The organism is Gottfriedia acidiceleris, from assembly GCF_023115465.1.
Taxonomy (GTDB): Bacteria; Bacillota; Bacilli; order Bacillales; family Bacillaceae_G; genus Gottfriedia; species Gottfriedia acidiceleris_B.
The window spans coordinates 3,439,315-3,460,839 of record NZ_CP096034.1 but is presented as its reverse complement, the minus strand read 5'-3'; the positions used below and the strand labels follow the sequence as shown (position 1 = coordinate 3,460,839).

Genomic DNA, 21,525 nt, shown 5'->3' with positions numbered 1-21,525 from the left:
TGTTTTAGAACAGTTTGGACTCTAGTTTAAGTTATTTCGAATTAAGAAGGCTGATATCAAATTTCGGTTCAATCGATATTCGTGGATAATCTTTTCTCCAATTTAAAGATTTCCAAACTTTTGGATGGAATGCTTTTAATTCCTTTCCAATCCCTAGAACGTCTGAGTTTGCTGATTGCATAGTCTTAATCGTTTCCATAGCCATTTCTTCAAAATGTTTATTAAGAACTTTTTCCACTCGAGCATAATTAGGCTTTAACTTATGTCCTTCTTCTCCAAGCTCGAAAGCACTGACTTGTAACTGAACTTTAATACTAATTTTCGGTAATTTACTTGCCGTATTGGAAAGGATGATTTTTGAAAAATTTCTTTTGACCGTAAACCCATAATTATTTTTGAACGACATATCAGAAGATGATTTATCACCATGTTTTTTTAAGAAATTTCCTGTAAATCTTTGCCTTCCTGTGTTTCCACCTTCTAGTAACATCATCATTTTAACTTGATCTCTATCAAGTTTTTTCCCTGTAGGTGAACCATTGCGGAATAATAAGGCACCACTTAATTCGAAGTCAGAATTAATAGGACTTAACATTGGTAACGCTAAATCAGAGCACGGTTCATTGCGGGATTGGATAAAATTCATCATTGAAACTGTTGGAATTGTTCTGTTCTTCTCCATTGAGATAATAAACTCATTCAATTCTTTTGTAAACTCTTTATTGTGACTTGATGATGTTTTCATTATCTTTGACAAATCTCCATCAACTACGATTAATGGCGTATTAATAGATGAATATGGAGCACTGAGTAAAAAATCAAGTTCGGAAACTGGATGATTCATTGCAAAGCTCTGGCTTATCAAATAGACCCTCGTACTAATCCCTATAAAAGGTGACTGATCAGTAAATTCCCATTCTCCGATTGCTTCTGCTACACTTGGTCCTTTTAGCTCCTTCATTACTGAGATTGGATCTCCAGTTCCCTGTCCAGTGCTTTTAAGCTTCGTAACGAGGAATAATGCTTTAACTTCACCTGTTTTGTCGTCCAGGTCAAAACCATTTACATCAACTAAATGAAGCTTATTTAATTCCAATCGATCCCAACATCCAGTCAATAGTGGCAATAATAGAATTAAAGATAAGACTTTTTTCATTTTTTCGCCACCCTTTCTTTTACAAAGGATATTAGTAGAAGTAATGAAGGTACGCCCATAATCATAAATTCTGTTGCTATATTATGATACTCGGAAAATTTGGGAATCCACTGTCTGTTTGAGAAGAATAGTCCTGCCCCGAAGCATACAATTGCTATTATCCATACTAAAAGTGGGTGGTTACGATTTTCTTTTTTACCGAGAAATGCTAAATAACGGGCGGACAAAAATAAGTAAATATAAGCTGTTACAAGCGTCACAGATAGCCAGATTGTGATAAAGAGAATATCTAGACTTTGAACGACTGGCCATCTGAACTTACGTAGAATAAAGACCATTGGCTCTGGAATGAAATTTAATTGATTTTCACTAAAGTTGTACGTCACAACAAACGCTATAAAAACATAAAAAAAAGTCGTTATTCCATTCGCAACTGAAGTCGCAATAAAAATATCTTTCTTTTTATTACATTTTACAAATGGAAATACATACAGGAGAAGTTCGTATCCAGCATACGCCCAAAATGATGGCAAAGCACCTTTTAGTATAGGAGCAATCCCATGAGTACCAATTGGCAAAAAATGACGCAAGTCTCCTTTTCCGAAGCCACTAATAAAGACGATCACGAAACAAATCAGAAACATAACCATTATTGACTGTGTAAGGGTCGAGATTGATCGAAGAGTTGATGAAGCGATGTACCCGGAAATCATGACCAATAATCCAATTAGTACAAACCAAGGTGTTTCAAATAACAACCATCGATTAATGACATCAGAATATGAAATGATGACCATTAAACAGGATTCTGCACAGTATGCTGCAAATAGAAAGTTTATGATCGATCCTAGTGGCTTTCCAATAATAGTCGATATGTATTGTTGAAAAGGTCTGTCGGGATAACTTTTTCCAAGTTGATAGATAATCAAGATTCCAATTTGAGCAATTACACCTCCAATGATAATGGACATCCAAGAGTCATAGCCTGATAATTGAGACATTTTATATGGAATTGATAAAACACTGACACCTACTTGGTTTAGTATAACAAGGCAAACAAGTTGATTAATGGAAACCTTTTTTAATTGTATCAATTTGTCTCCCCCTTTGGCTTACTTTTACTACTCTCGTCCTTAGCCAAGCTTTCAACTTGTCGTTTTTTCATGCTCTTAATCGGTGCCCTGAAAAGAGTATCTTTAATCGTATCGCCATTAAACGACGTATAAAAGTAGGGAATACCCATTGTATTCATTCTTGCTAAATGTGTCAGAATCAATAGAAATGAAACTTCCAAACCGATTAGCCCGAATAAAGCAGCCATTAAGATAAAGGGATAAGCTAATAAACGAGCTGTATTACTCATTTCATATGAAGGGATGATAAAGGAAGCAATCCCCGTAAGCGCTACTATCACTACCATCATGTTTGAAATTAGATTAGACTGAACAACAACTGTGCCGATTAAAATACCACCTACAACCCCGATTGTCTGACCTACAGGATTTGGTAAACGGACAGTTGCTTCCTTTAGAATTTCAAGTATGAATAGCATTGTTATAGCCTCTAGAATAGGTGGCATTGAAACGAACTGCATAGAGCTTTGAAGAGTCAGTGCAAGATCTAGTGGAAGAACTCGCGGATCAAAGGTAACGAGTGCCACATAAGCACCAGGTAAACTAATAGCAATAATAAAACAGAAAATTCGTAAAAATCTTAAAACGCTACCGAATAGCCAGCCTACCTGGTAGTCATCAGGAGTTTGAAAGAATGCCCAGAACGAGACAGGAACGATTACTCCCTCTGGTGTACCATCGATTAAAAAAGTGATTTTCCCTTCCATTAAATAAGATAGTATTCGATCTGGTCTTTCAGATACGAGCATTTTTGGAAATAGAGAGAATTTATTATCTTGAATAAGTTCCTGAAAAAAGCCAGGTGCTTCAATGTAATCAGTATTAATTTTAGAAATTCTATGTTCAAATTCCTTTAAAACTACCTCGTTTGCTAGGGACTGCAAATAAAGTATAGCTAATTTCGTGTTCGATTTACGGCCAACTTGATAATACTTAATCACAAGATCTGGAGTGGCAACTAGATTTCGGATAATATTTAGATTCGTATTTAGATTTTCATTCAAGGCTTTGTGAGAGCCACGTAAAACTCGCTCATTTATTGGAACGTTCACAGAGCGTTCTTTAATAAGCTCTGCTCTAAGTAAATAGAGATTTGATTCACCTTTGATTTGAACAACCGTCTTCCCATCAACAAGAGCTTGTGCTGCTACAGAAAGAATTTCCGTTTCACTGTAATCGAGAATTGAGACAACTTCACGTATACTATCTGTTGTGTTATGAAGTAAAGGACGAATAATATGTTCTTGAACTACTGACTCATCAATCATTGAATCTAAATAAAATAGGCGATAACTTCGTTCACTAGTGCCAAAATTGCTTGATTTAAAGTCAGAACTATTAAATAGCAATTCCCGAAGTGAAATCTCATTTTTATCTAAATTTCGGTCAGCTATCATTAAATGTTCCTCTTTTCTTTGTTAGGTAATTTTATCCTATTTTTTCCCATAATCCCTGTTAATATTCTGGACTTAAATATGAAGATAGTTTACTGCTTTATTGTTAAAATTCGAATTTGAACAATGAACCGTTATACCGTACGTTTTATTAGGTTCGTATATAGCAGTAGCGTTTTTAACAGATCACTTTACCAGTTGAATATAATAATAGCTAACGAGCAAAGAAGTTAATGTTAGCAATCAATGATACTGACAGAAAAGGTGTAAATAAAGTATTGGGAACCGCTGCCCTTACGTATTTAGCGGCAGCCTTAATTTCCGTTTTAGAATATACTTCCAAGGACAAGAAGAATAAAAATTTTTCAAAAAGATGATTTCGTTTTGCATTCGAAGTCATCTTTTTTGTTTAAAAAAATTAAATTTAAATTGGTTAGTATGTTTAAAACTTCAATGTCTAAAATAGTAAATAGGTTTTAATTTTGGAAGATTTATGTATTTTTGTAACCTTAGCTTTTTTATCATACTAAATGTTGTACAATTAAGTGGTTAAAAAAAATGGGGGAAAATTATGACACTTTCTGCAATTGAACATTTTTTAAATACATACAAAGACTATGCTGCCATACTTAGTATTTTAATTAATGTTCTAATTAGTATTGTTGGTATTATACCAGCTTGGTTTTTGACAGCAATCAATATTAAACTATTTGGTTTTACTGAAGGATTTTTAATCTCTTTCATAGGTGAATTAGCTGGAACATTAGTTTCTTTCATTTTATATAGAAAGGGTTTACAAAAAAGATTTATTAGTCATTCAACTAAATTCAAAGGATTAAATAGGCTTTTAAGCTTAGAAGGAAAAGAAGCTTTTTACGGTGTGTTAGTTCTACGTTTTATTCCTTTTATTCCATCTAGTTTAATTACATTGTTTGCTGCCTTTGGAAAAATCACATGGTCAAACTTCATGTTAGCTAGTTTGATTGGTAAGCTACCCGTCATATTATTTGAATCGTATTCTGTTAATCAAGTGTTAGAGTTCACATTATTTGGTAAAGTCATTTTGGGACTGTTAATTATCGTCTTGCTAATCTATTTTTATAGAAAACGATTTAATGTGTTTGTAAAGAATAAAGTTTAAGAAAAATGTAAAAAAGCTCAAACCATATAAAAGGGTTTGAGCTTTTATTTTTTCAAATACAACAACCTAAAAATGAATTCAAATCAAAAAGAATAGCTTTCTTTAATTTCTAAATCGAAAGCTTTAATATTCATTAGTTAAACACTGACAACCCATTACATAAACATGTCTAAATTAATTTATTTAATCATATATTGAAATACCTCAATTTTAGAAAAAGCTTTACCTTTTTAAGAAAGAAAATAAGTAATTGTTCTTACTTGAAAACGGCTTTACTCATGAATCAATCGAAAATCATTGAAACGGTGATTTAATCCGCTTTCTTAAAAAATAACTTTGTAGCCTAATAGGAGGGTGTTGTTAGTGAATAGAGTTTCGTTAGAGAATTTGTCGAAGAACTTTGAAGAAGTACATCCTGGGTTATCGGAACGAGAAGCATTTGAAGAAGCACATCGATGTCTTTATTGCTATGATGCCCCATGTATTAAAGCATGTCCAACTGGGATCGACATTCCTACGTTTATAAAGAAAATTGGTTCAGGCAATTTAAAGGGATCAGCTAAAACAATTATGACATCTAATCCTGTTGGAGCAAGCTGTGCTCGAGTTTGTCCTACAGAAGAACTGTGTGAAGGTGCATGTGTTCTAAATCATTCTACTAAACCGATTATGATTGGGAATTTACAACGTTATGCAACTGATTGGGCGATCAAAAATAATCAAGTATTATTTAAGGCTGGAAAAAAGAACGGAAAAACAATTGCAATCGTTGGTAGTGGTCCTTCTGGTTTAGCAGCTGCTCGTGAACTTGCATTACTTGGCTATGATGTAACGATTTTTGAAGCGGAAAAACATGCAGGAGGATTAAATCGATATGGTATCGTTTCGTTCCGGCTACCAAAGAGTATATCAACGTGGGAAGTTCAACAAATAGAAAAGTTAGATGTGAAAATTCATACGAACACTAGAATCGGATCGGATATTTCTTCAGATGAATTATTAGCAAACTATGACATGGTCGTTCTGGCTATAGGTATGGGGAAAGTTCCGATGCTAGATATTGAAGGAGAGGATTTGGACGGAGTATATGACGCGATTGATTTTGTAAAAGAGACAAAATCAGGGGAATTATCAAATCGTTTTATAGGTAAAAACATTGTTGTAATAGGTGCGGGTAATACGGCAATTGATGCTGCGACATGTTCTGTTCGTTTAGGGGCAGGAAATGTCAAAATTTTATATCGTAGAACGCAATCAGAAATGAGCGCTTATCAATTTGAATATGATTTTGCTAAGCAAGATGGAGTTGAATTCCGATGGCTAACATTACCTATTCGAATCATCGGTGAGAACGATAAAGTAATCGCACTGGAGTGTGTTCGTTTGGAGTTAGGGGAAGTTGGAAAAGACGGTCGCCGCCGTCCTGTGCTTATTCCAAATTCGAATTTCACGATACCGGTAGATGGTGTCATAAAAGCGATCGGGCAAACTCGCTATACAGACTTAATCGAACAATTTGGGTTAGAACACAGAGATGGAGTTGTAAAAATTAACCAAGAATCTTTTCAGACGTCTAATCCTAAAGTATTTGCTTGTGGTGATGTCATTTTTGGAAAAGGGCAAGGTGAAGCAATGGTAGTGACGGCAGCACAACAAGGAAAAGAAGTAGCTTATGCGATTCATAAACAATTAAACACTTAAAGGAGGTTTTCTTTCATGGCAGATCTACGAATCAATCTTGCGGGCATACAGTCACCTAACCCATTTTGGCTTGCTTCTGCTCCTCCAACAAATTCGGGTTATCAAGTCCAACGTGCGTTTGAAGCTGGCTGGGGAGGAGCCGTTTGGAAAACATTAGGAGAACCGATTATAAATACATCCTCCCGATTTGCTGCTATTAACTTTAACGGACAAAGAGTTGCAGGATTTAATAATATCGAACTGATATCTGATCGACCTCTTGAAGTAAATTTAAAAGAGATCTATGAAACGAAAAAAAGATTTCCAGACCGAGCGATCATCGCATCGCTTATGGTTGAACCGCAACAATATAAATGGCACGAAATCGTAAAAAGGGTAGAGGATGTTGGTGTTGATGGTTTAGAACTGAACTTTGGCTGCCCACATGGAATGGCAGAACGAGGGATGGGGTCTGCATCCGGTCAAGTTCCCGAGTTGGTAGAACAACAAACATATTGGGTAAAAGAAGTTGCAAAAACACCTGTCATTGTAAAACTAACGCCGAACATTACTGATATTACAGTTACGGCAGAAGCTGCAGTTCGAGGTGGAGCGAACGCAGTCAGTATGATTAATACGATTAATAGTTTAATGGGAGTAGATTTAGATTCTTGGCATACTGTTCCGCATGTTGCTGGAAAAGGAGCACATGGTGGATATTGTGGACCTGCAGTAAAACCAATTGCATTAAATATGGTGGCAGAATGTGCACGTAATCCAAGGATATCAGTTCCAATTTCCGGGATTGGTGGCATTTCTAATTGGCAAAATGCAGTAGAGTTTTTATTAATGGGAGCGACTGGAGTTCAAATATGTACTGCAGCAATGCACCATGGTTTCCGAATTGTTGAAGACATGATTGATGGTTTAAATAATTATTTAGATGAAAAAGGTCTTTCCTCAGTAACAGAGCTAGTAGGTAAAGCGGTTCATAAATATTCAGATTGGGGAAATTTAGATTTAAATTATCAAGTAGTTGCTAGGATTGATACCGAGGAATGCATTAACTGTAATAAATGCCATATTGCTTGTGAAGATACATCTCACCAATGCATTGATATGTCAGTAGATGAAAGTGGAAAGTCGTATTTAAAGGTTCGGGAGGAAGACTGCGTAGGATGCAATTTATGCAAAATAGTCTGTCCAGTGGATGGTGCCATTAACATGGTAGAGGTTCCAAGTAAACAACCATCGATGACTTGGAACGAACGTCAACAAGCTTTAAAAGTATTAACAAGATCTAATCAATATTCAATTTTAAAGGGGGGAAGGAAAAGAAAATGAAGAAAATCATTCGAAATGGAACGATTGTTACTGCTACGGATACTTACAAGGCTGATATTTTAATAGAAGAAAATAAAATTTCTGCAATTGGGCTAAATTTAGATTGTTCAGATGTTGAAATGATTGATGCCTCAGGATATTATATTTTTCCAGGTGGAGTAGATCCCCATACACATTTAGATATGCCATTTGGCGGAACTGTCACAAAAGATGATTTTGAAACTGGAACGATCGCAGCAGCTTTTGGTGGGACAACAACAATTATTGATTTTTGTTTGACGAATAAAGGAGAGCCACTACAAAAAGCAATCGAAACATGGCATGAAAAATCGAAAAATAAAGCAGTGATCGATTATAGTTTTCATCTTATGATTGGTGAAATAAATGATGATGTATTAAAAGAGTTACCTAAAGTAATAGAAAAAGAGGGAATTACTTCATTTAAAGTATTTATGGCTTATAAAAATGTATTTCAAGCTGATGATGCAACATTGTATCGTACGCTATTAGCAGCAAAAGAATATGGGTCACTGGTAATGGTGCATGCAGAAAACGGAGATGTTGTAGATTATTTAATCAATCAAGCTTTAGCTGAAGGAAAAGTAGAACCTATTTACCATGCATTAACACGCCCTCCAGAAGTAGAGGGTGAAGCGACAGGAAGAGCGGCTACATTAACTGGACTTGCAAATTCACAATTATATGTCGTTCATGTTACGTGTGCAGAGGCTGTTGAAAAAATAACGGAAGCCCGAAATAATGGAATCGAAGTATGGGGTGAAACGTGCCCACAATACTTAGTGTTGGATCAATCTATGCTAGAAAAGCCTGACTTTGAGGGGGCAAAATATGTTTGGTCACCTCCACTTCGAGAAAAATGGCACCAAGACGTGCTATGGAGTGCTTTAAGAAATGGAAATCTGCAAACATTAGGATCCGATCAATGTTCTTTTGACTTTAAGGGACAAAAGGATCTAGGTCGTGATGATTTTTCAAAAATTCCAAATGGAGGACCGATGATTGAAGATCGAGTAAGCATTTTGTTCTCTGAAGGTGTTAAAAAAGGAAGAATATCATTAAACCAATTTGTTGACATTTCTTCTACTAGAAGTGCAAAGTTATTTGGATTATATCCTCAAAAAGGAACAATTGCAGTTGGTTCAGATGCAGATTTAGTTATTTTTGATCCAAATAGTAAACGAACAATCTCTTCCGAAACTCATCATATGGCAGTGGACTATAACGCATTTGAAGGGATGGAAGTGACCGGAGAGCCAGTGAGCGTCTTAGTTCGTGGGGAGTTTGTCATAAGAGAGAAGCAATTTGTAGGTAATGCAGGTAGTGGGCAGTACTTAAAGAGGAAGAAGTATGGTGAGACTAGTTTAATAGACGAGTTTAGTAGCGAAGGAAAGGAGTAAAGCAATGTCAACTTATAAGGAATTTTTAATCGAAAGAAATCAGATCGATTCCCTTATAAAGAAAGGTTATAAGATTAAAAATGTTAGAGAAACGCTAGACGGTGATTATGTTGACTTTGAAAATAAAGAAGAAGATGAGAAGTTAATTACTCTTCATATAATGAATGCTGATACTCGGAAATATTTTGGTGCATTGATTATTAAGCAATTTGGGATCCATTAGTGAAAGTCAGTGAATCGCATTTAAATTGGTCGAACCGTAATTAAAATAGTGAAGCGCAAATAAAATCAGCGAATTACAATTAAATTGACCGATCACAAATAAAAAAGGTGAAATCGCAATTAAATCAAATCCTATCATTAATTTTAAATCGCATCGCATCCGTAACTACGAACGGATTATGCGATTTTTTCTATTTAAAAAGGCTTTCCCTTTAGTCAGATACCTAAACTAATGGAAAAGCCCAATTTTATTTACTCAAATCTACTCGTAATCATTTTTTTCCTTGTATAGAACTCGACCCCATCTGCACCATTTGCATGTAGGTCACCATAAAAAGAGTTTTTCCATCCAGAGAATGGAAAGAATGCCATTGGAGCTGGTACACCGATATTTACGCCGAGCATTCCTACTTCAATGTTTTCCCTGAAATATCGAATACTTGCTGCACTGTCAGTAAAAATGCACGCGCCATTTCCGAAGTCTGATTTGTTTGTTAGCTCGATTGCTTCTTCTAATGATTCTACTCTAACGATCGAAAGCACAGGTGCAAAAATTTCTTCCTTCCAAATTTTCATTGATGGGTTCACATTATCAAAGATTGTTGGTCCAATAAAGTAACCTTTTTCTTTTCTAACTAAGTCATTTCGTCCATCACGCAATAAGGTTGCACCTTCTTGAATTCCACATTCAATATATTTTTCCGTTCGTTCGCGATGTTCCCTGCGGATGACAGGACCTAGGAATACATCATCATCTAATCCATTCCCAATCGTAATGCTACCCGCTTCTATTATTAATTTTTCGATTAAAGGATCGGCAATATCGCCTACTGCTACGACTACTGAGCATGCCATACATCGTTCTCCAGCTGAACCGTAAGCTGCAGTAATGATTTGCTTTACCGATTCATCTAAGTTTGCATCCTGTAAAACGATACTATGGTTTTTAGCACCAGCTAAGGCTTGAACGCGCTTACCATTAGCAGATGCAGTTTTATAAACATATTCCGCCACAGGCTGTGAGCCTACAAATGAAATGGCAGGAACATCTTTGTTTTGAAGTAACTCGTTTACAATTTCATGTGCTCCATGAACAATATTGAATACACCCTTTGGAAGACCTGCTTCCGTGAAGAGTTCTGCTAAACGATTTGCAAGAAGTGGAGTACGTTCTGAAGGCTTTAAGATAAACGTGTTTCCACATGCAATTGCTAATGGGAACATCCAACAAGGTACCATCATTGGGAAATTAAAAGGCGTTATTCCTCCAACAACTCCAACAGGGTATCGATACATCGCCGATTCAATATTTGTCGCAATATCAGGTAATTGTTTTCCCATCATTAGTGTTGGCGCACCGGCAGCAAATTCTACGCATTCAATTCCACGTTGAACTTCTCCATATGCCTCATTATAACTTTTACCATTCTCAATCGTTATTAAATTAGCAAGTTCATCCCAATGTTTAATTAGCAATTGTTGATATGAAAATAGTATTCTTGCTCTTTTAGGAACAGGGGTTTTACTCCATGTAATAAAAGCTTTTTTAGCTGCTTTTACAGCTGTATCTAAATCTGATTTAGTTGAGAGAGGTACAAATGCTAATATTTCCTCAGTAGCGGGATTTGGAACTGGAATTGTCTTGGCTTTTGGTGAAGCTTCAATCCATTCACCATTTATAAAATTTTTTAAAACCTTTATATTAGTTTGTGTAGACAAGAATATCACCCCGTACGATTATAGTTTTGAGAATGCTTTGTTTAAAGTATTTACGATAAAATCAAGCTCTGCATCAGTTGTTGTAAATGGAGGAGAAAGTGTAAGGATATTATTAAAGCCTGGAACCGTATCTCCATTTCGACCGATTATTAATCCTTGTGCCTTACATTCAGTTATTATTTTTAACACCAACTCTGGGCTAGCAGGTTTTTTACTTTTTTTATCTTCAACAAGCTCAATTCCTGCTATAAAACCAAAACTTCGGATGTCTCCAACATTTTTATAAGTTAGTAAACTATCTAATTTTTTATGGAGCTCTTCACCTAAATAGGCAGCACGCTCTATTAAATTTTCTCTTTCAATAATTTCTAAGTTTTTAAGTGCAACTGCGCATGACGCTGGGTTTCCTCCAAATGTGTTCACATGACGGAAATGATTGTCTGAACCAGGTTGTTTAAATACTTCATATAGATCACTTCGTACAGCGGTTGCTGAAAGAGGTGAATAAGCACTAGTCATACCTTTTGCCATTGTGACAATATCAGGTTTTATTGCAAAGTTTTGGTGACCGAAGTGCTTTCCAGAACGACCAAAGCCACATATAACTTCATCAACTATTAACAAGATACCCAACTTATCACAAATGTTTCGAACTTTTGTTAAGTATTCAGCAGGCGGGACAATAACTCCTCCACCTGTAATAACTGGTTCCATTATAATCCCTGCAATCGTTTCAGCGCCTTCGAAATTAATTACATCTTCAATTGCTTGTGCACATTGGATACCGCAATCTCCATACGTTTTACCGAAAGGGCATCGATAGCAATAAGGTGGAGCTACATGCTGAAAACCTGAAGAAAGAGGTTCATATTTAACTTTACGGTTAGCTTGACCAGTAGCACTTAACGCACCCATCGAATTACCATGATATGCACGGTATCTTGATATAAATTTATATCGTAAAGGTTCACCATTTTGTTGATGGTATTGCCTAGCAATCTTAAAAGCTACTTCGTTTGCATCAGATCCAGAGTTAGAATAAAAAATACGATAATCTCCACCAAGCCATTCATTTAACTTTTCAGCTAATAAGATGGAAGGTACATTGCCCTGTGACATTGGGACATAAGGAATTGCTTGAATTTGTTCAGCAGCGGCGTTGGCTATTTCATCACGACCGTAACCTACATTCACACACCATAATCCTGACATACCGTCTAAATAATTTTTACCATCAATGTCAGTCACTGTACTATTTTTACCTGATACAAGAACCATTGGATTTGGATTGTGGGGCGACATATGATGCCATACATATTTTCGATCTAATTCAAGAAGCTCTTCCTTAGATAGGGAAGTAGAATGAGTTGCTTTTACAGTTTTATCATTCACTATTTTTCACCAACTTTCAAAATTCATTTATTGGAGTCTAAATTTTACATCTTTATTAATTAATATTACTGAATGCCCCATATTATCCTATTACGATTAGACAAATTACTAGATTAGGAATAAAGTTAGTTATTTCTAGGGACAATCCATAAAGGAAGAGCGCAATAAAAATTAAAAGAGCAACTACAAATTCTATGTAGTTGCTCTATTTTTATCACCTAATAATTGCCTTCTACAATACTCAATAATTTCTTTCCTCTTAACCATCCCGATAAAAACTTCATGATCATCAATAACAGGAATGAAATTTTGATAAATTGCTCTTGTAAATAAATCTTCAATTTGTGCATTTATAGAAACAGGCTCATATATGTTGTGCAGAGATAGTTCATTTAAGCTGATTTCTTCTGTATTAGTAAAAGATAAGCTTGGAGTATTTTTTAATTTCCATAATAAATCACCTTCAGTAAGTGTACCAACATATTTGCCATTATCATCGACTAAAGGTATAGCCGAATAACGATGGTGTTCCATTTTCTCAAGTGCTTGACGCATTGTAGAATTGATATTCATAAAAACAAGTTCATTTTTTGGGGTAAAGAAAAACGCGATATTCATTTTTCATACTCCTTTATAATTTTAATATTTAGTTGTTCTTTGCTTCTAGTAACTTATTAATATTTTGATCCATTACAAAAACTTCAATTCGTTCACCAGTATTTGTACTAGTATCACTATGACTAGATAAAACCTTACAACCAGTATGTTTTTCAATAATTTCTTCATATTCTTTACTATACATTTCTCTAAGTACTTGGCGCATTTTTTTTACAAGACTTTTTCCTGTAGTATGTGAAACTAAATGTTTCTCTTCTGTTGTCAATACGCCTTTAAATCGGAGGATAATCATATCTTCAACTATATAAGTTTTGGCTTCTTGAGGACCTCTTCCAATCAGCTCTCTTTGGAATTTAATAAATGCCTCACTTAATTCGATTTCTAGCTTTTTTTTCGATGTCATCATTAATATCTCTCCCATACTGTTATTTAAAACAAAAAAATAGCTACAAGAAGAGCAATTTTCTCGTAGCTATTTATACCAATAAAAAGTATATTGAAATATTAATAACGCGATTTAGTTTTGCTCTCTTCAAACGCTGGCGAGGTTAGCTGACGGATTCGGGCTTGAAAAGTAGCCCTACCATAATTGGATTCACCCCATGTGCAATGCACGAATGGTTCCCCCGCTCGAATTCACGATTTAGCGATTACAGCAAATTTATTTTGTTGATATGTTTATCATACAGAGATAAATAAAATTGTAAAGGGGTAAAAATTTACTAAAATTTTTTTGTTGAAAAAAAACTCTTTACATGTAAAAAACAACGCCGTATAATCGAGTCAACAAAATAAATATCGGCTTAATTACGAATCATTCGTAAGCGGAGGAACCAATTTTTTGGGGTTAATTTTACATGAATGTAGAAGGGATGAGATACTCTTTCGCCATCCTACCCGACAGCTAACTTCGTAGGCTAAAGCGAGGGAGGTCAGTAGACCGCCTAATTTGAGCGGGTTTTTTTATTGCATTTTCTGCAGTAATTTTACCTGAGCAAATAATTGTGTAGGTCTTTTTATTTTGTAATGAGATGGAAAATTATGGATAGGTATAGAAAAGATTAGGGAGACAGAACACAAAGAGAGCGTAGTGCTAGCTGGGTGTTAGGTAGACCAATGAATGCTTTTCTTCCGTATTTCAATTAACTAAAACAAGTTTGGTGTAGACATATTTCATTTAGAAATTATGTTTTTCAAACTAAATATTAGTTAATTGATTGGGAGATTAGTATCCATTGGTCTTTTTTATTGTTCAGAAACGGCTTAGAAAACATAAAAAAATTTAGAGTTCAAAGAAAGGAGAATTGCAATGATAAATGATTTAACAATGGTGGGTTTACTAGTAATCGTTTTTGCAATTTTTTGGGGGTTTACAATTTTTTGTGAAAAAGCGTAAGGGGGAAATAACAAATGATTATTCCAGCGATTATTGGAATTGTACTTATTCTTTATTTAGTTTTTGTCTTAATTAAACCAGAGAAATTTTAGAAATTAGTTTAACATGTGGGAGGAATTATTAAATGTCCATGGGAATTTTACAGGTAGTTGTTACATTGCTAATTATTGTTTTATTAATAAAGCCAGTAGGTAGCTACCTTGTTAAAGTATATGACAGTGAGAAAACAGGATTAGATCGCTTTTTTGGACCTTTTGAAAGATTAGTATATCGGTTAATTGGTGTACGAGAAGAAGAGAAAATGGGTTGGAAAAAATATGTATTAGCGATGTTGTTAAGTAATTTTGTCATGCTAATAATGTTATATGCAATTTTTAGATTTCAAAAATATTTGCCTTTAAATCCTGATCATATAGGTAATATGCCATCTGCCTTGGCATTCAATACGGCAACTTCTTTTATTACAAATACAAACTGGCAATCTTATAGTGGTGAAAATTCACTTTCATATTTTTCACAAATGATGGCTATTACGTACCCAATGTTTACTTCTGCTGCTACAGGTTTTGCAGTAGCTATAGCATTTATTAGAGGGTTAGTAGGCCGTCAGGATCATCTAGGAAACTATTATGTTGATTTAGTTCGCTCAATCACTCGAGTATTTTTACCATTATCATTTATCGTTGCTTTATTTTTAGTATTCCAAGGTGTACCACAAACATTAAAAGGTGCCGTAGATGCGACAACAATTGAAGGAGTTAAACAAATCATTACTAGGGGACCAGTAGCTGCACTCGAATCAATTAAACATATTGGTACAAACGGTGGAGGATTTTTTGGTACAAATGCGGCTCATCCATTTGAAAATCCTACACCTTTATCAAATTTAGTTCACATCGTTTGTATGATGCTTTTACCAACATCATTAGTTTATGCATTTGGTGTAATGGTTAAAAATAAAAGACAAGGTTGGACAGTATTTGCTGCAATGGGCATATTATTTTTAGGTCTTCTTACAGCAGTTTTTGTTGCAGAGTATAACGGAACTCCTGCATTACAAGCACTTGGTATACATGGAAATATGGAAGGAAAAGAGGTTCGATTTGGAATATCAGAATCTGCTCTATTTACAGCGGTTACTACTGCTGCAACAACTGGTTCAGTAAACAACATGCACGACTCATTAACGCCTATTGGTGGAATGGTACCACTTGCTGAAATGATGTTAAATAATGTTTTTGGTGGAAAGGGCGTTGGTTTATTAAACGGATTATTATATGTCATCTTATCTGTCTTTATATGTGGGCTAATGGTAGGTAGAACACCAGAATTTTTAGGAAAGAAAATTGAAGCAAAAGAAATTAAACTAGCATCTATTGCGATTTTAACTCACCCTTTAATTATCTTAGTTCCAACTGCTTTAGCATTAGCATTAAAAGGACCAGTTTCTTCTATATTAAATCCAGGGTTCCATGGTTTATCTGAAGTGCTGTACGCCATTACTTCTGGAGCTGCTAATAATGGATCTGCATTCGGTGGTTTAACAGCGAACACCGATTTTTATAATATCGTAATTGGATTAGTTATGTTATTTGGTCGATATATTTCAATTATTGCTATGTTAGCAATTGCAGGCTCATTTTCTACTAAAAAAATTGTTGCAGTAACGTCTGGAACATTCCGAACGGATACACCATTATTTACAGTTATTTTAATTGCGATTATTGTAATCGTCTGTGCATTAACGTTTTTCCCAGTACTTGCACTCGGACCAATCGCTGAACACTTAGGAATGTTTAAATAGTAGCAATAATAAAGAAAGAGGAGATTGATCATATGGCTATAGAAAATAAGCCTATTTCTAAAGAAATAAAAACTCAGGCAATAATCGATTCTTTTAAAAAGTTGAATCCACTTGTTATGGTAAAAAATCCAGTCATGTTTATCGTAGAAGTTGGTACTTTTATTACATTAATTCTTTCTATTAGGCCAGATATTTTTGGAATTAGCACAGTAGGAAGACCATATAATATTGCGGTATTTTTAATTTTATTATTTACAGTACTTTTCGCAAACTTTGCTGAAGCTCTTGCAGAGGGACGTGGGAAGGCGCAAGCAGATACATTAAGAAAAACGAAATCAGAAACAAATGCGAAGTTAAGACAAAAAGATGGATCATATATAGAAGTACCATCTACTTCTTTAAGAAAAGGAGATATCGTTCGAGTTGATACAAGTGAAATTATTCCTTCAGATGGTGAGATTATTGAAGGGTTAGCATCCATCGATGAATCAGCTATTACAGGTGAATCAGCGCCAGTTATTAAAGAAGCTGGTGGAGATTTTTCATCTGTAACTGGCGGTACTAGAGTAGTTTCAGATTATATCATTGTTAAAATTTTAACGGATCCTGGTGAATCGTTTATAGATCGTATGATTTCATTAGTTGAAGGTGCGGCTCGTCAAAAGACTCCGAATGAAGTTGCATTAACGACTTTATTAGCAGTATTAACTTTAGTGTTTTTAATCGTCATAATGACGCTTGTTCCAATTGCGAATTATTTAAATGTCTCAATTGACGTAGCAACATTAATCGCTTTACTTGTTTGTTTAATACCGACTACGATTGGTGGATTACTTTCTGCAATCGGAATTGCAGGGATGAACCGTGTAACACAATTTAATGTTTTAGCTATGTCTGGTAAAGCAGTTGAAGCTGCTGGAGATATTGATACGATGATTTTAGATAAGACCGGAACAATTACATTCGGTAACCGAATGGCGAGTGAATTCATTCCGGTTGGAAGTATAACAGAAAGAGAGATAACTTTAGCTTCACTAAAATCTTCTGTAAAAGATGAAACACCAGAAGGACGTTCGGTTGTTGAGTTAGCACATAAACTTGGTATTACTTGGGATGAGAATGATTATAAGGATGCAGAAATTATTGAATTTACTGCTGAAACTAGAATGTCAGGTTTAAATTTAAAAAATGGAACTGAAATTAGAAAAGGTGCTGTAGATGCAGTAAAAAAATATGTAACTGCAAAAGGTGGAAGTATTCCGAATGAGCTAGACGAAAAAGCAAATGTCGTCGCAAAAGCAGGAGGTACACCACTTGCTGTTGCAATAAATGATAAAATTTACGGTGTTATTTATTTAAAAGATACAGTTAAACCAGGCTTAAAAGAGCGATTTGATGAATTAAGAGCGATGGGGATCAAAACTGTAATGTGTACTGGTGATAATCCTTTAACTGCTGCAACAATTGCTAGAGAAGCAGGTGTTGACGAGTTTATTGCAGAAGCTAAACCTGAAGATAAAATTGCTGCTATTAAAAAAGAACAAAATGAAGGTAAGTTAGTTGCGATGACCGGCGATGGAACAAATGATGCTCCTGCTCTAGCTCAAGCTGATGTTGGTTTAGCGATGAATTCAGGAACAATGGCTGCAAAAGAAGCTGCAAATATGATTGACTTAGACTCTGATCCTACTAAATTATTATCTGTAATCGCGATTGGTAAGCAGCTATTAATCACTCGTGGTTCATTAACAACATTTTCGATTGCAAATGATATTGCGAAATATTTCGCGATTATTCCAGCTCTATTTATAATGGCAATTCCACAATTGGATTATCTAAATATTATGGGATTGAACTCGCCGAAGTCAGCAATCCTGTCAGCATTAATTTTTAATGCGATCATTATTCCAATCCTCATACCTGTTGCGATGAAGGGTGCGAAATATAAACCGATGGATGCAAACAAACTATTATCTAAAAACTTGTTAATCTATGGAATAGGTGGAGTTATTGTGCCGTTTTTTGGAATTAAAGTTATCGATATGATTGTATCTACATTGCAATTTGTTTAAAAAGTAAGAATAGGAGGATTTAATGTGAAATCAGTTATGATTGCGATCAGAACATCTATTGTATTGATAATAATATGCGGATTGGGCTATCCATTAGCTACAACAGGTGTCGCACAAGTTATTTTCCCGAAAAAAGCGGATGGTAGTTTAATAGAAACAAATGGAAAAGTTATGGGCTCTAAACTATTAGCTCAAGAATTTAAAGGACCAGAATGGTTCCATTCTAGAGCTTCTGCTGCTAACTATAATCCTACTACTTCGGCAGCAACAAATGCAGCAGTAGCGTCAAAAGAATATGTTAAAGAAACAAAAGATAAAATAAAAGAATTAAAAAATGAAAATAGTAATCTAGGTAAAAAGATACCAACAGATTTAGTAACAACATCTGGCTCTGGATTTGACCCGGATTTATCCCCCGAAGCAGTGAAAGCTCAAGTTCCTAGGGTTGCTAAGGCAACAGGAATTCCAGAGGATAAATTAGTATCTTTAATTAATAGTCATATAAAAGGTCGCCAACTAGGAATATTTGGAGAGCCACGCGTGAATATATTGGAACTGAACATAGATTTACAGAAATTAAAATAGGGGAGAGTTTTCTTCCCTTTTTTCATTATGTAAAAGAAAGGAGGCAAAATCTTGAGCGATAAACAGTTTCGGAGGAAAACACCCGAGGAATTACTAGAATCTATTCAGAAAATCAAAAAAGGTCGATTGAAAATTATCATTGGAACGGTAAGTGGATCTGGCAAAACATATCATATGCTCCAGGAAGGGAACGGATTGAAGGAGCGTGGAATAGATGTTGTGATTGGTTTAATTAGTGAGACAAACCGTCAAAAAACGATTGACCAAGTTGGTTGTTTAGAAAAAATACCTACCATTAAATGGGAAGAAGGGGGGACTGTTAAACAAGATCTTGACTTAGCTGCAATTATATCAAGAAATCCTGAAGTCGTACTTGTTGATTCACTAGCCCATCAAAATCGACTCGAAGCAATATTTCCAACACGGTTAGAAGATATTAATTACTTACTATCCAAAAATATAAGCGTTATTACGACTATGAATATATATGAAATAAAAGAAGTATATGATGAAGCTGAAAAGTTGACTGGTGGCAAAGTTAGGAGCAATTTATTTGTTCCAGAAGAAACCTTAGCTTTGGCAGATGAAGTCAGGTTATTAGATGTTACACCTGAAGTTATTTTACAGAGATCAAATGAAGATTATGACAATAAAGGAGAAAATAAAAAGCGTCACCAATTATTTCATAAAAGTAATTTAGCAGTTCTTCGTGAACTTGCTCTTCGTTTTATAGCTAGCGAGGTTAATGACGAGCTTGATGAATACCGTGAAAAACACGGTATAGTCGGACCATCTGGAGCGTCTGAAAAAATATTAGTTACTGTTCAATATCATTTGAATGGTTCTATTTTAGTAAGAAGGGGACAACAAATTTCAAAAAGATTGGGTGGAGATTTGCATGTTGTATGCTTTCAACCACCTAATAAAAAATTTACAAATGATGAATTAACGTTTAAACGCTCGATCATAAAACTTGTTGAAAAAGTTGGAGGTAATTTTGAAGAATTATCATTAACTAGTCATTCAATTGCAAGTGAAATAATCAAATATGCTATTAATAGCAATATAACAAGTATTGTAATAGGGCAATCAAAGAGAACGCGTTTGGAAGAAATCGTAAAAGGTTCAATTGTAAATAAAATTTTAAGGAAAACTAGCAATATAGATGTTTTTATTGTTGCTGATCGAGCGGAAAAAGATGGAGAAAGAGTAATTCCTACAAAGCAAGTTAATAAAGAAGTAGTAAATCCATATCGTCGATTGAGCCCGCAAGAGCTTGCACATGAAATTCATAAAATTAAAAGAGGTTCATTAAAAGTTTATATTGGAGCTGCTCCTGGCGTGGGAAAAACTTACACGATGTTAAGAGAAGGAAATGAACTTAAGAAAAAAGGTATCGATATTGTAATTGGGCTACTTGAAACTCACGGTAGAAAAGAAACGTTAGAAAAAGTAGGAGATTTAGAAATTATTCCAAGAAGTATCATTCCGTATAAAGAAACGACACTTGAGGAAATGGATACAGAGGCAATTATACAAAGAAACCCAGAAGTAGTTTTAATCGATGAATTAGCACATACGAATGCTCCAGGAAGTAAGTTTAATAAGAGATATAAAGATGTTGAAGAAATTTTAGAAGCGGGAATATCAGTCATTTCAACAATGAATATTCAACATGTTGAAAGTTTAAACGATAGTGTTGAACAAATAACTGGAGTTAGAGTTAGAGAAACAGTTCCTGACCAAATATTAAGAGAAGCCAATGAGATTGAATTAATTGATATTTCTCCAAAAGCACTAAGGCAAAGAATAAGAGAAGGAAGAATTTACGCTCCAATAAAAATAGAACAATCGCTAAATAATTTTTTTAAAACTGGAAATTTAATTGCTTTAAGAGAATTAGCGCTTAGGGAAGTAGCAGACGATGTAGATGAACGTCTAGAAGCTTGGGAAAGAGATTTAACGCTCAGAGGACCATGGCGACAAGAAGAAGTAATTTTTGTTTGTGTAAATTTAAAATCCAATAGTGAAAGGCTTATTCGACGAGGCTTTCGAATAGCTTATCGTTTAAAAGCTAAATTGTTTGTGGCCTTTGTTAAAGACCATGATAAATTATCTGAAAAAGAAAAGCTTTCATTAAAAATAATAAAAGACTTAACTGAACGTTTAGGTGGTTCGTTTGAATTGTATGAGACAACTGATCGGCGACATGTTTTTATTGAATTAGTAAAAAATATTTGTGAAAAAAAGACAACTCATGTCATTATAGGACAGTCTGCTCGTACTAGATGGCAAGAAATAAAAACTGGATCAATTGTTCAAAAACTGTTAAGGGAATTACGTTTTTTAGATGTTTTAGTTGTTGCAGATCAAAGTGCAAAATCTTGTAACCTTCAAAGGAAGTAAAAAAAGTAATTTCTTTAAAGTATCATTTTCTAAATGAGCGTGAAA

At 34.8% G+C, this 21,525-nt stretch carries 17 protein-coding genes, 1 pseudogene and 2 riboswitches; of the genes and pseudogenes, 11 read left to right on the top strand and 7 right to left on the bottom strand.

All coding sequences use genetic code 11. The annotated features are described in order from the left end of the window. Positions 1 to 31: 31 nt before the first annotated feature. The 3 genes from MY490_RS16430 to MY490_RS16420 are packed head-to-tail and all read right to left on the bottom strand — an operon-like array spanning position 32 to position 3,686. Positions 32 to 1,156 (bottom strand): Ger(x)C family spore germination protein, encoded by a 1,125-nt coding sequence (locus MY490_RS16430; protein ID WP_248266643.1) that lies wholly within the window; start codon positions 1,154 to 1,156, stop codon positions 32 to 34. After that, on the bottom strand, positions 1,153 to 2,250 hold the full coding sequence (locus MY490_RS16425) for a GerAB/ArcD/ProY family transporter (protein WP_248266642.1): 1,098 nt from the start codon (positions 2,248 to 2,250) through the stop codon (positions 1,153 to 1,155). The genes MY490_RS16430 and MY490_RS16425 overlap by 4 nt, the downstream gene beginning before the upstream one ends. Further along, on the bottom strand, positions 2,247 to 3,686 hold the full coding sequence (locus tag MY490_RS16420) for a spore germination protein (RefSeq protein WP_248266641.1): 1,440 nt from the start codon (positions 3,684 to 3,686) through the stop codon (positions 2,247 to 2,249). The genes MY490_RS16425 and MY490_RS16420 overlap by 4 nt, the downstream gene beginning before the upstream one ends. A 182-nt stretch (positions 3,687 to 3,868) precedes the next feature. Here MY490_RS16420 and MY490_RS16415 point away from each other — a divergent pair. From MY490_RS16415 to MY490_RS16390, 6 genes and pseudogenes are all read left to right on the top strand, one after another. After that, a pseudogene (locus MY490_RS16415) lies at positions 3,869 to 4,060 on the top strand (zinc metallopeptidase); the annotation flags it as partial. A 194-nt stretch (positions 4,061 to 4,254) separates the two neighbouring features. Continuing rightward, on the top strand, positions 4,255 to 4,824 hold the full coding sequence (locus MY490_RS16410) for a TVP38/TMEM64 family protein (protein ID WP_248266640.1): 570 nt from the start codon (positions 4,255 to 4,257) through the stop codon (positions 4,822 to 4,824). Between the two features lie 363 nt (positions 4,825 to 5,187). Further along, positions 5,188 to 6,525 carry an NAD(P)-dependent oxidoreductase gene (locus MY490_RS16405; RefSeq protein WP_432707016.1) on the top strand — a complete coding sequence of 446 codons (1,338 nt, stop codon included), beginning with the start codon at positions 5,188 to 5,190 and terminating at the stop codon, positions 6,523 to 6,525. A 15-nt stretch (positions 6,526 to 6,540) separates the two neighbouring features. Next, the gene (gene preA, locus MY490_RS16400; RefSeq protein ID WP_248266638.1) at positions 6,541 to 7,848 is read left to right on the top strand and encodes an NAD-dependent dihydropyrimidine dehydrogenase subunit PreA; all 1,308 of its coding nucleotides are present in this window, start codon (positions 6,541 to 6,543) and stop codon (positions 7,846 to 7,848) included. Then, positions 7,845 to 9,266, top strand: a complete 1,422-nt coding sequence (gene hydA, locus MY490_RS16395; RefSeq protein ID WP_248266637.1) for a dihydropyrimidinase — start codon at positions 7,845 to 7,847, stop codon at positions 9,264 to 9,266. Before preA ends, hydA begins: the two co-directional genes overlap by 4 nt. A gap of 4 nt (positions 9,267 to 9,270) precedes the next feature. Next, positions 9,271 to 9,489, top strand: coding sequence for a hypothetical protein (locus MY490_RS16390; protein ID WP_248266636.1), 219 nt, complete (start codon positions 9,271 to 9,273; stop codon positions 9,487 to 9,489). A 251-nt stretch (positions 9,490 to 9,740) separates the two neighbouring features. On the opposite strand, the gene MY490_RS16385 is transcribed toward MY490_RS16390, so the two are convergent. The 4 genes from MY490_RS16385 to MY490_RS16370 form a co-directional block, all read right to left on the bottom strand. After that, the gene (locus tag MY490_RS16385) at positions 9,741 to 11,207 is read right to left on the bottom strand and encodes a CoA-acylating methylmalonate-semialdehyde dehydrogenase (protein WP_282439804.1); all 1,467 of its coding nucleotides are present in this window, start codon (positions 11,205 to 11,207) and stop codon (positions 9,741 to 9,743) included. Between the two features lie 18 nt (positions 11,208 to 11,225). Then, positions 11,226 to 12,509, bottom strand: coding sequence for an aspartate aminotransferase family protein (locus tag MY490_RS16380; protein WP_248269402.1), 1,284 nt, complete (start codon positions 12,507 to 12,509; stop codon positions 11,226 to 11,228). A 282-nt stretch (positions 12,510 to 12,791) separates the two neighbouring features. Then, entirely contained in the window at positions 12,792 to 13,217 is a 426-nt protein-coding gene (locus MY490_RS16375; protein WP_248266635.1) for a CBS domain-containing protein, read from the bottom strand. A gap of 28 nt (positions 13,218 to 13,245) precedes the next feature. Then, positions 13,246 to 13,623: a Na-translocating system protein MpsC family protein gene (locus tag MY490_RS16370; RefSeq protein ID WP_248266634.1), complete on the bottom strand. Its 378-nt coding sequence runs from the start codon at positions 13,621 to 13,623 to the stop codon at positions 13,246 to 13,248. A 115-nt stretch (positions 13,624 to 13,738) separates the two neighbouring features. Beyond that, positions 13,739 to 13,876: riboswitch (cyclic di-AMP (ydaO/yuaA leader) on the bottom strand. A gap of 131 nt (positions 13,877 to 14,007) precedes the next feature. Continuing rightward, positions 14,008 to 14,151: riboswitch (cyclic di-AMP (ydaO/yuaA leader) on the top strand. Positions 14,152 to 14,627: 476 nt separating this feature from the next. Between MY490_RS16370 and kdpF the strand changes: the two genes are divergently transcribed. The 5 genes from kdpF to MY490_RS22180 are packed head-to-tail and all read left to right on the top strand — an operon-like array spanning position 14,628 to position 21,480. Then, entirely contained in the window at positions 14,628 to 14,705 is a 78-nt protein-coding gene (kdpF, locus tag MY490_RS22380) for a K(+)-transporting ATPase subunit F (protein WP_432707088.1), read from the top strand. Between the two features lie 38 nt (positions 14,706 to 14,743). Continuing rightward, entirely contained in the window at positions 14,744 to 16,417 is a 1,674-nt protein-coding gene (gene kdpA / locus MY490_RS16365; protein WP_248269401.1) for a potassium-transporting ATPase subunit KdpA, read from the top strand. Between the two features lie 32 nt (positions 16,418 to 16,449). Next, on the top strand, positions 16,450 to 18,489 hold the full coding sequence (gene kdpB / locus MY490_RS16360; protein ID WP_248266633.1) for a potassium-transporting ATPase subunit KdpB: 2,040 nt from the start codon (positions 16,450 to 16,452) through the stop codon (positions 18,487 to 18,489). A 24-nt stretch (positions 18,490 to 18,513) separates the two neighbouring features. Continuing rightward, entirely contained in the window at positions 18,514 to 19,074 is a 561-nt protein-coding gene (gene kdpC / locus MY490_RS16355; RefSeq protein ID WP_248266632.1) for a potassium-transporting ATPase subunit KdpC, read from the top strand. A gap of 51 nt (positions 19,075 to 19,125) precedes the next feature. Beyond that, positions 19,126 to 21,480: a universal stress protein gene (locus tag MY490_RS22180; protein WP_282439803.1), complete on the top strand. Its 2,355-nt coding sequence runs from the start codon at positions 19,126 to 19,128 to the stop codon at positions 21,478 to 21,480. Positions 21,481 to 21,525 lie beyond the last annotated feature (45 nt).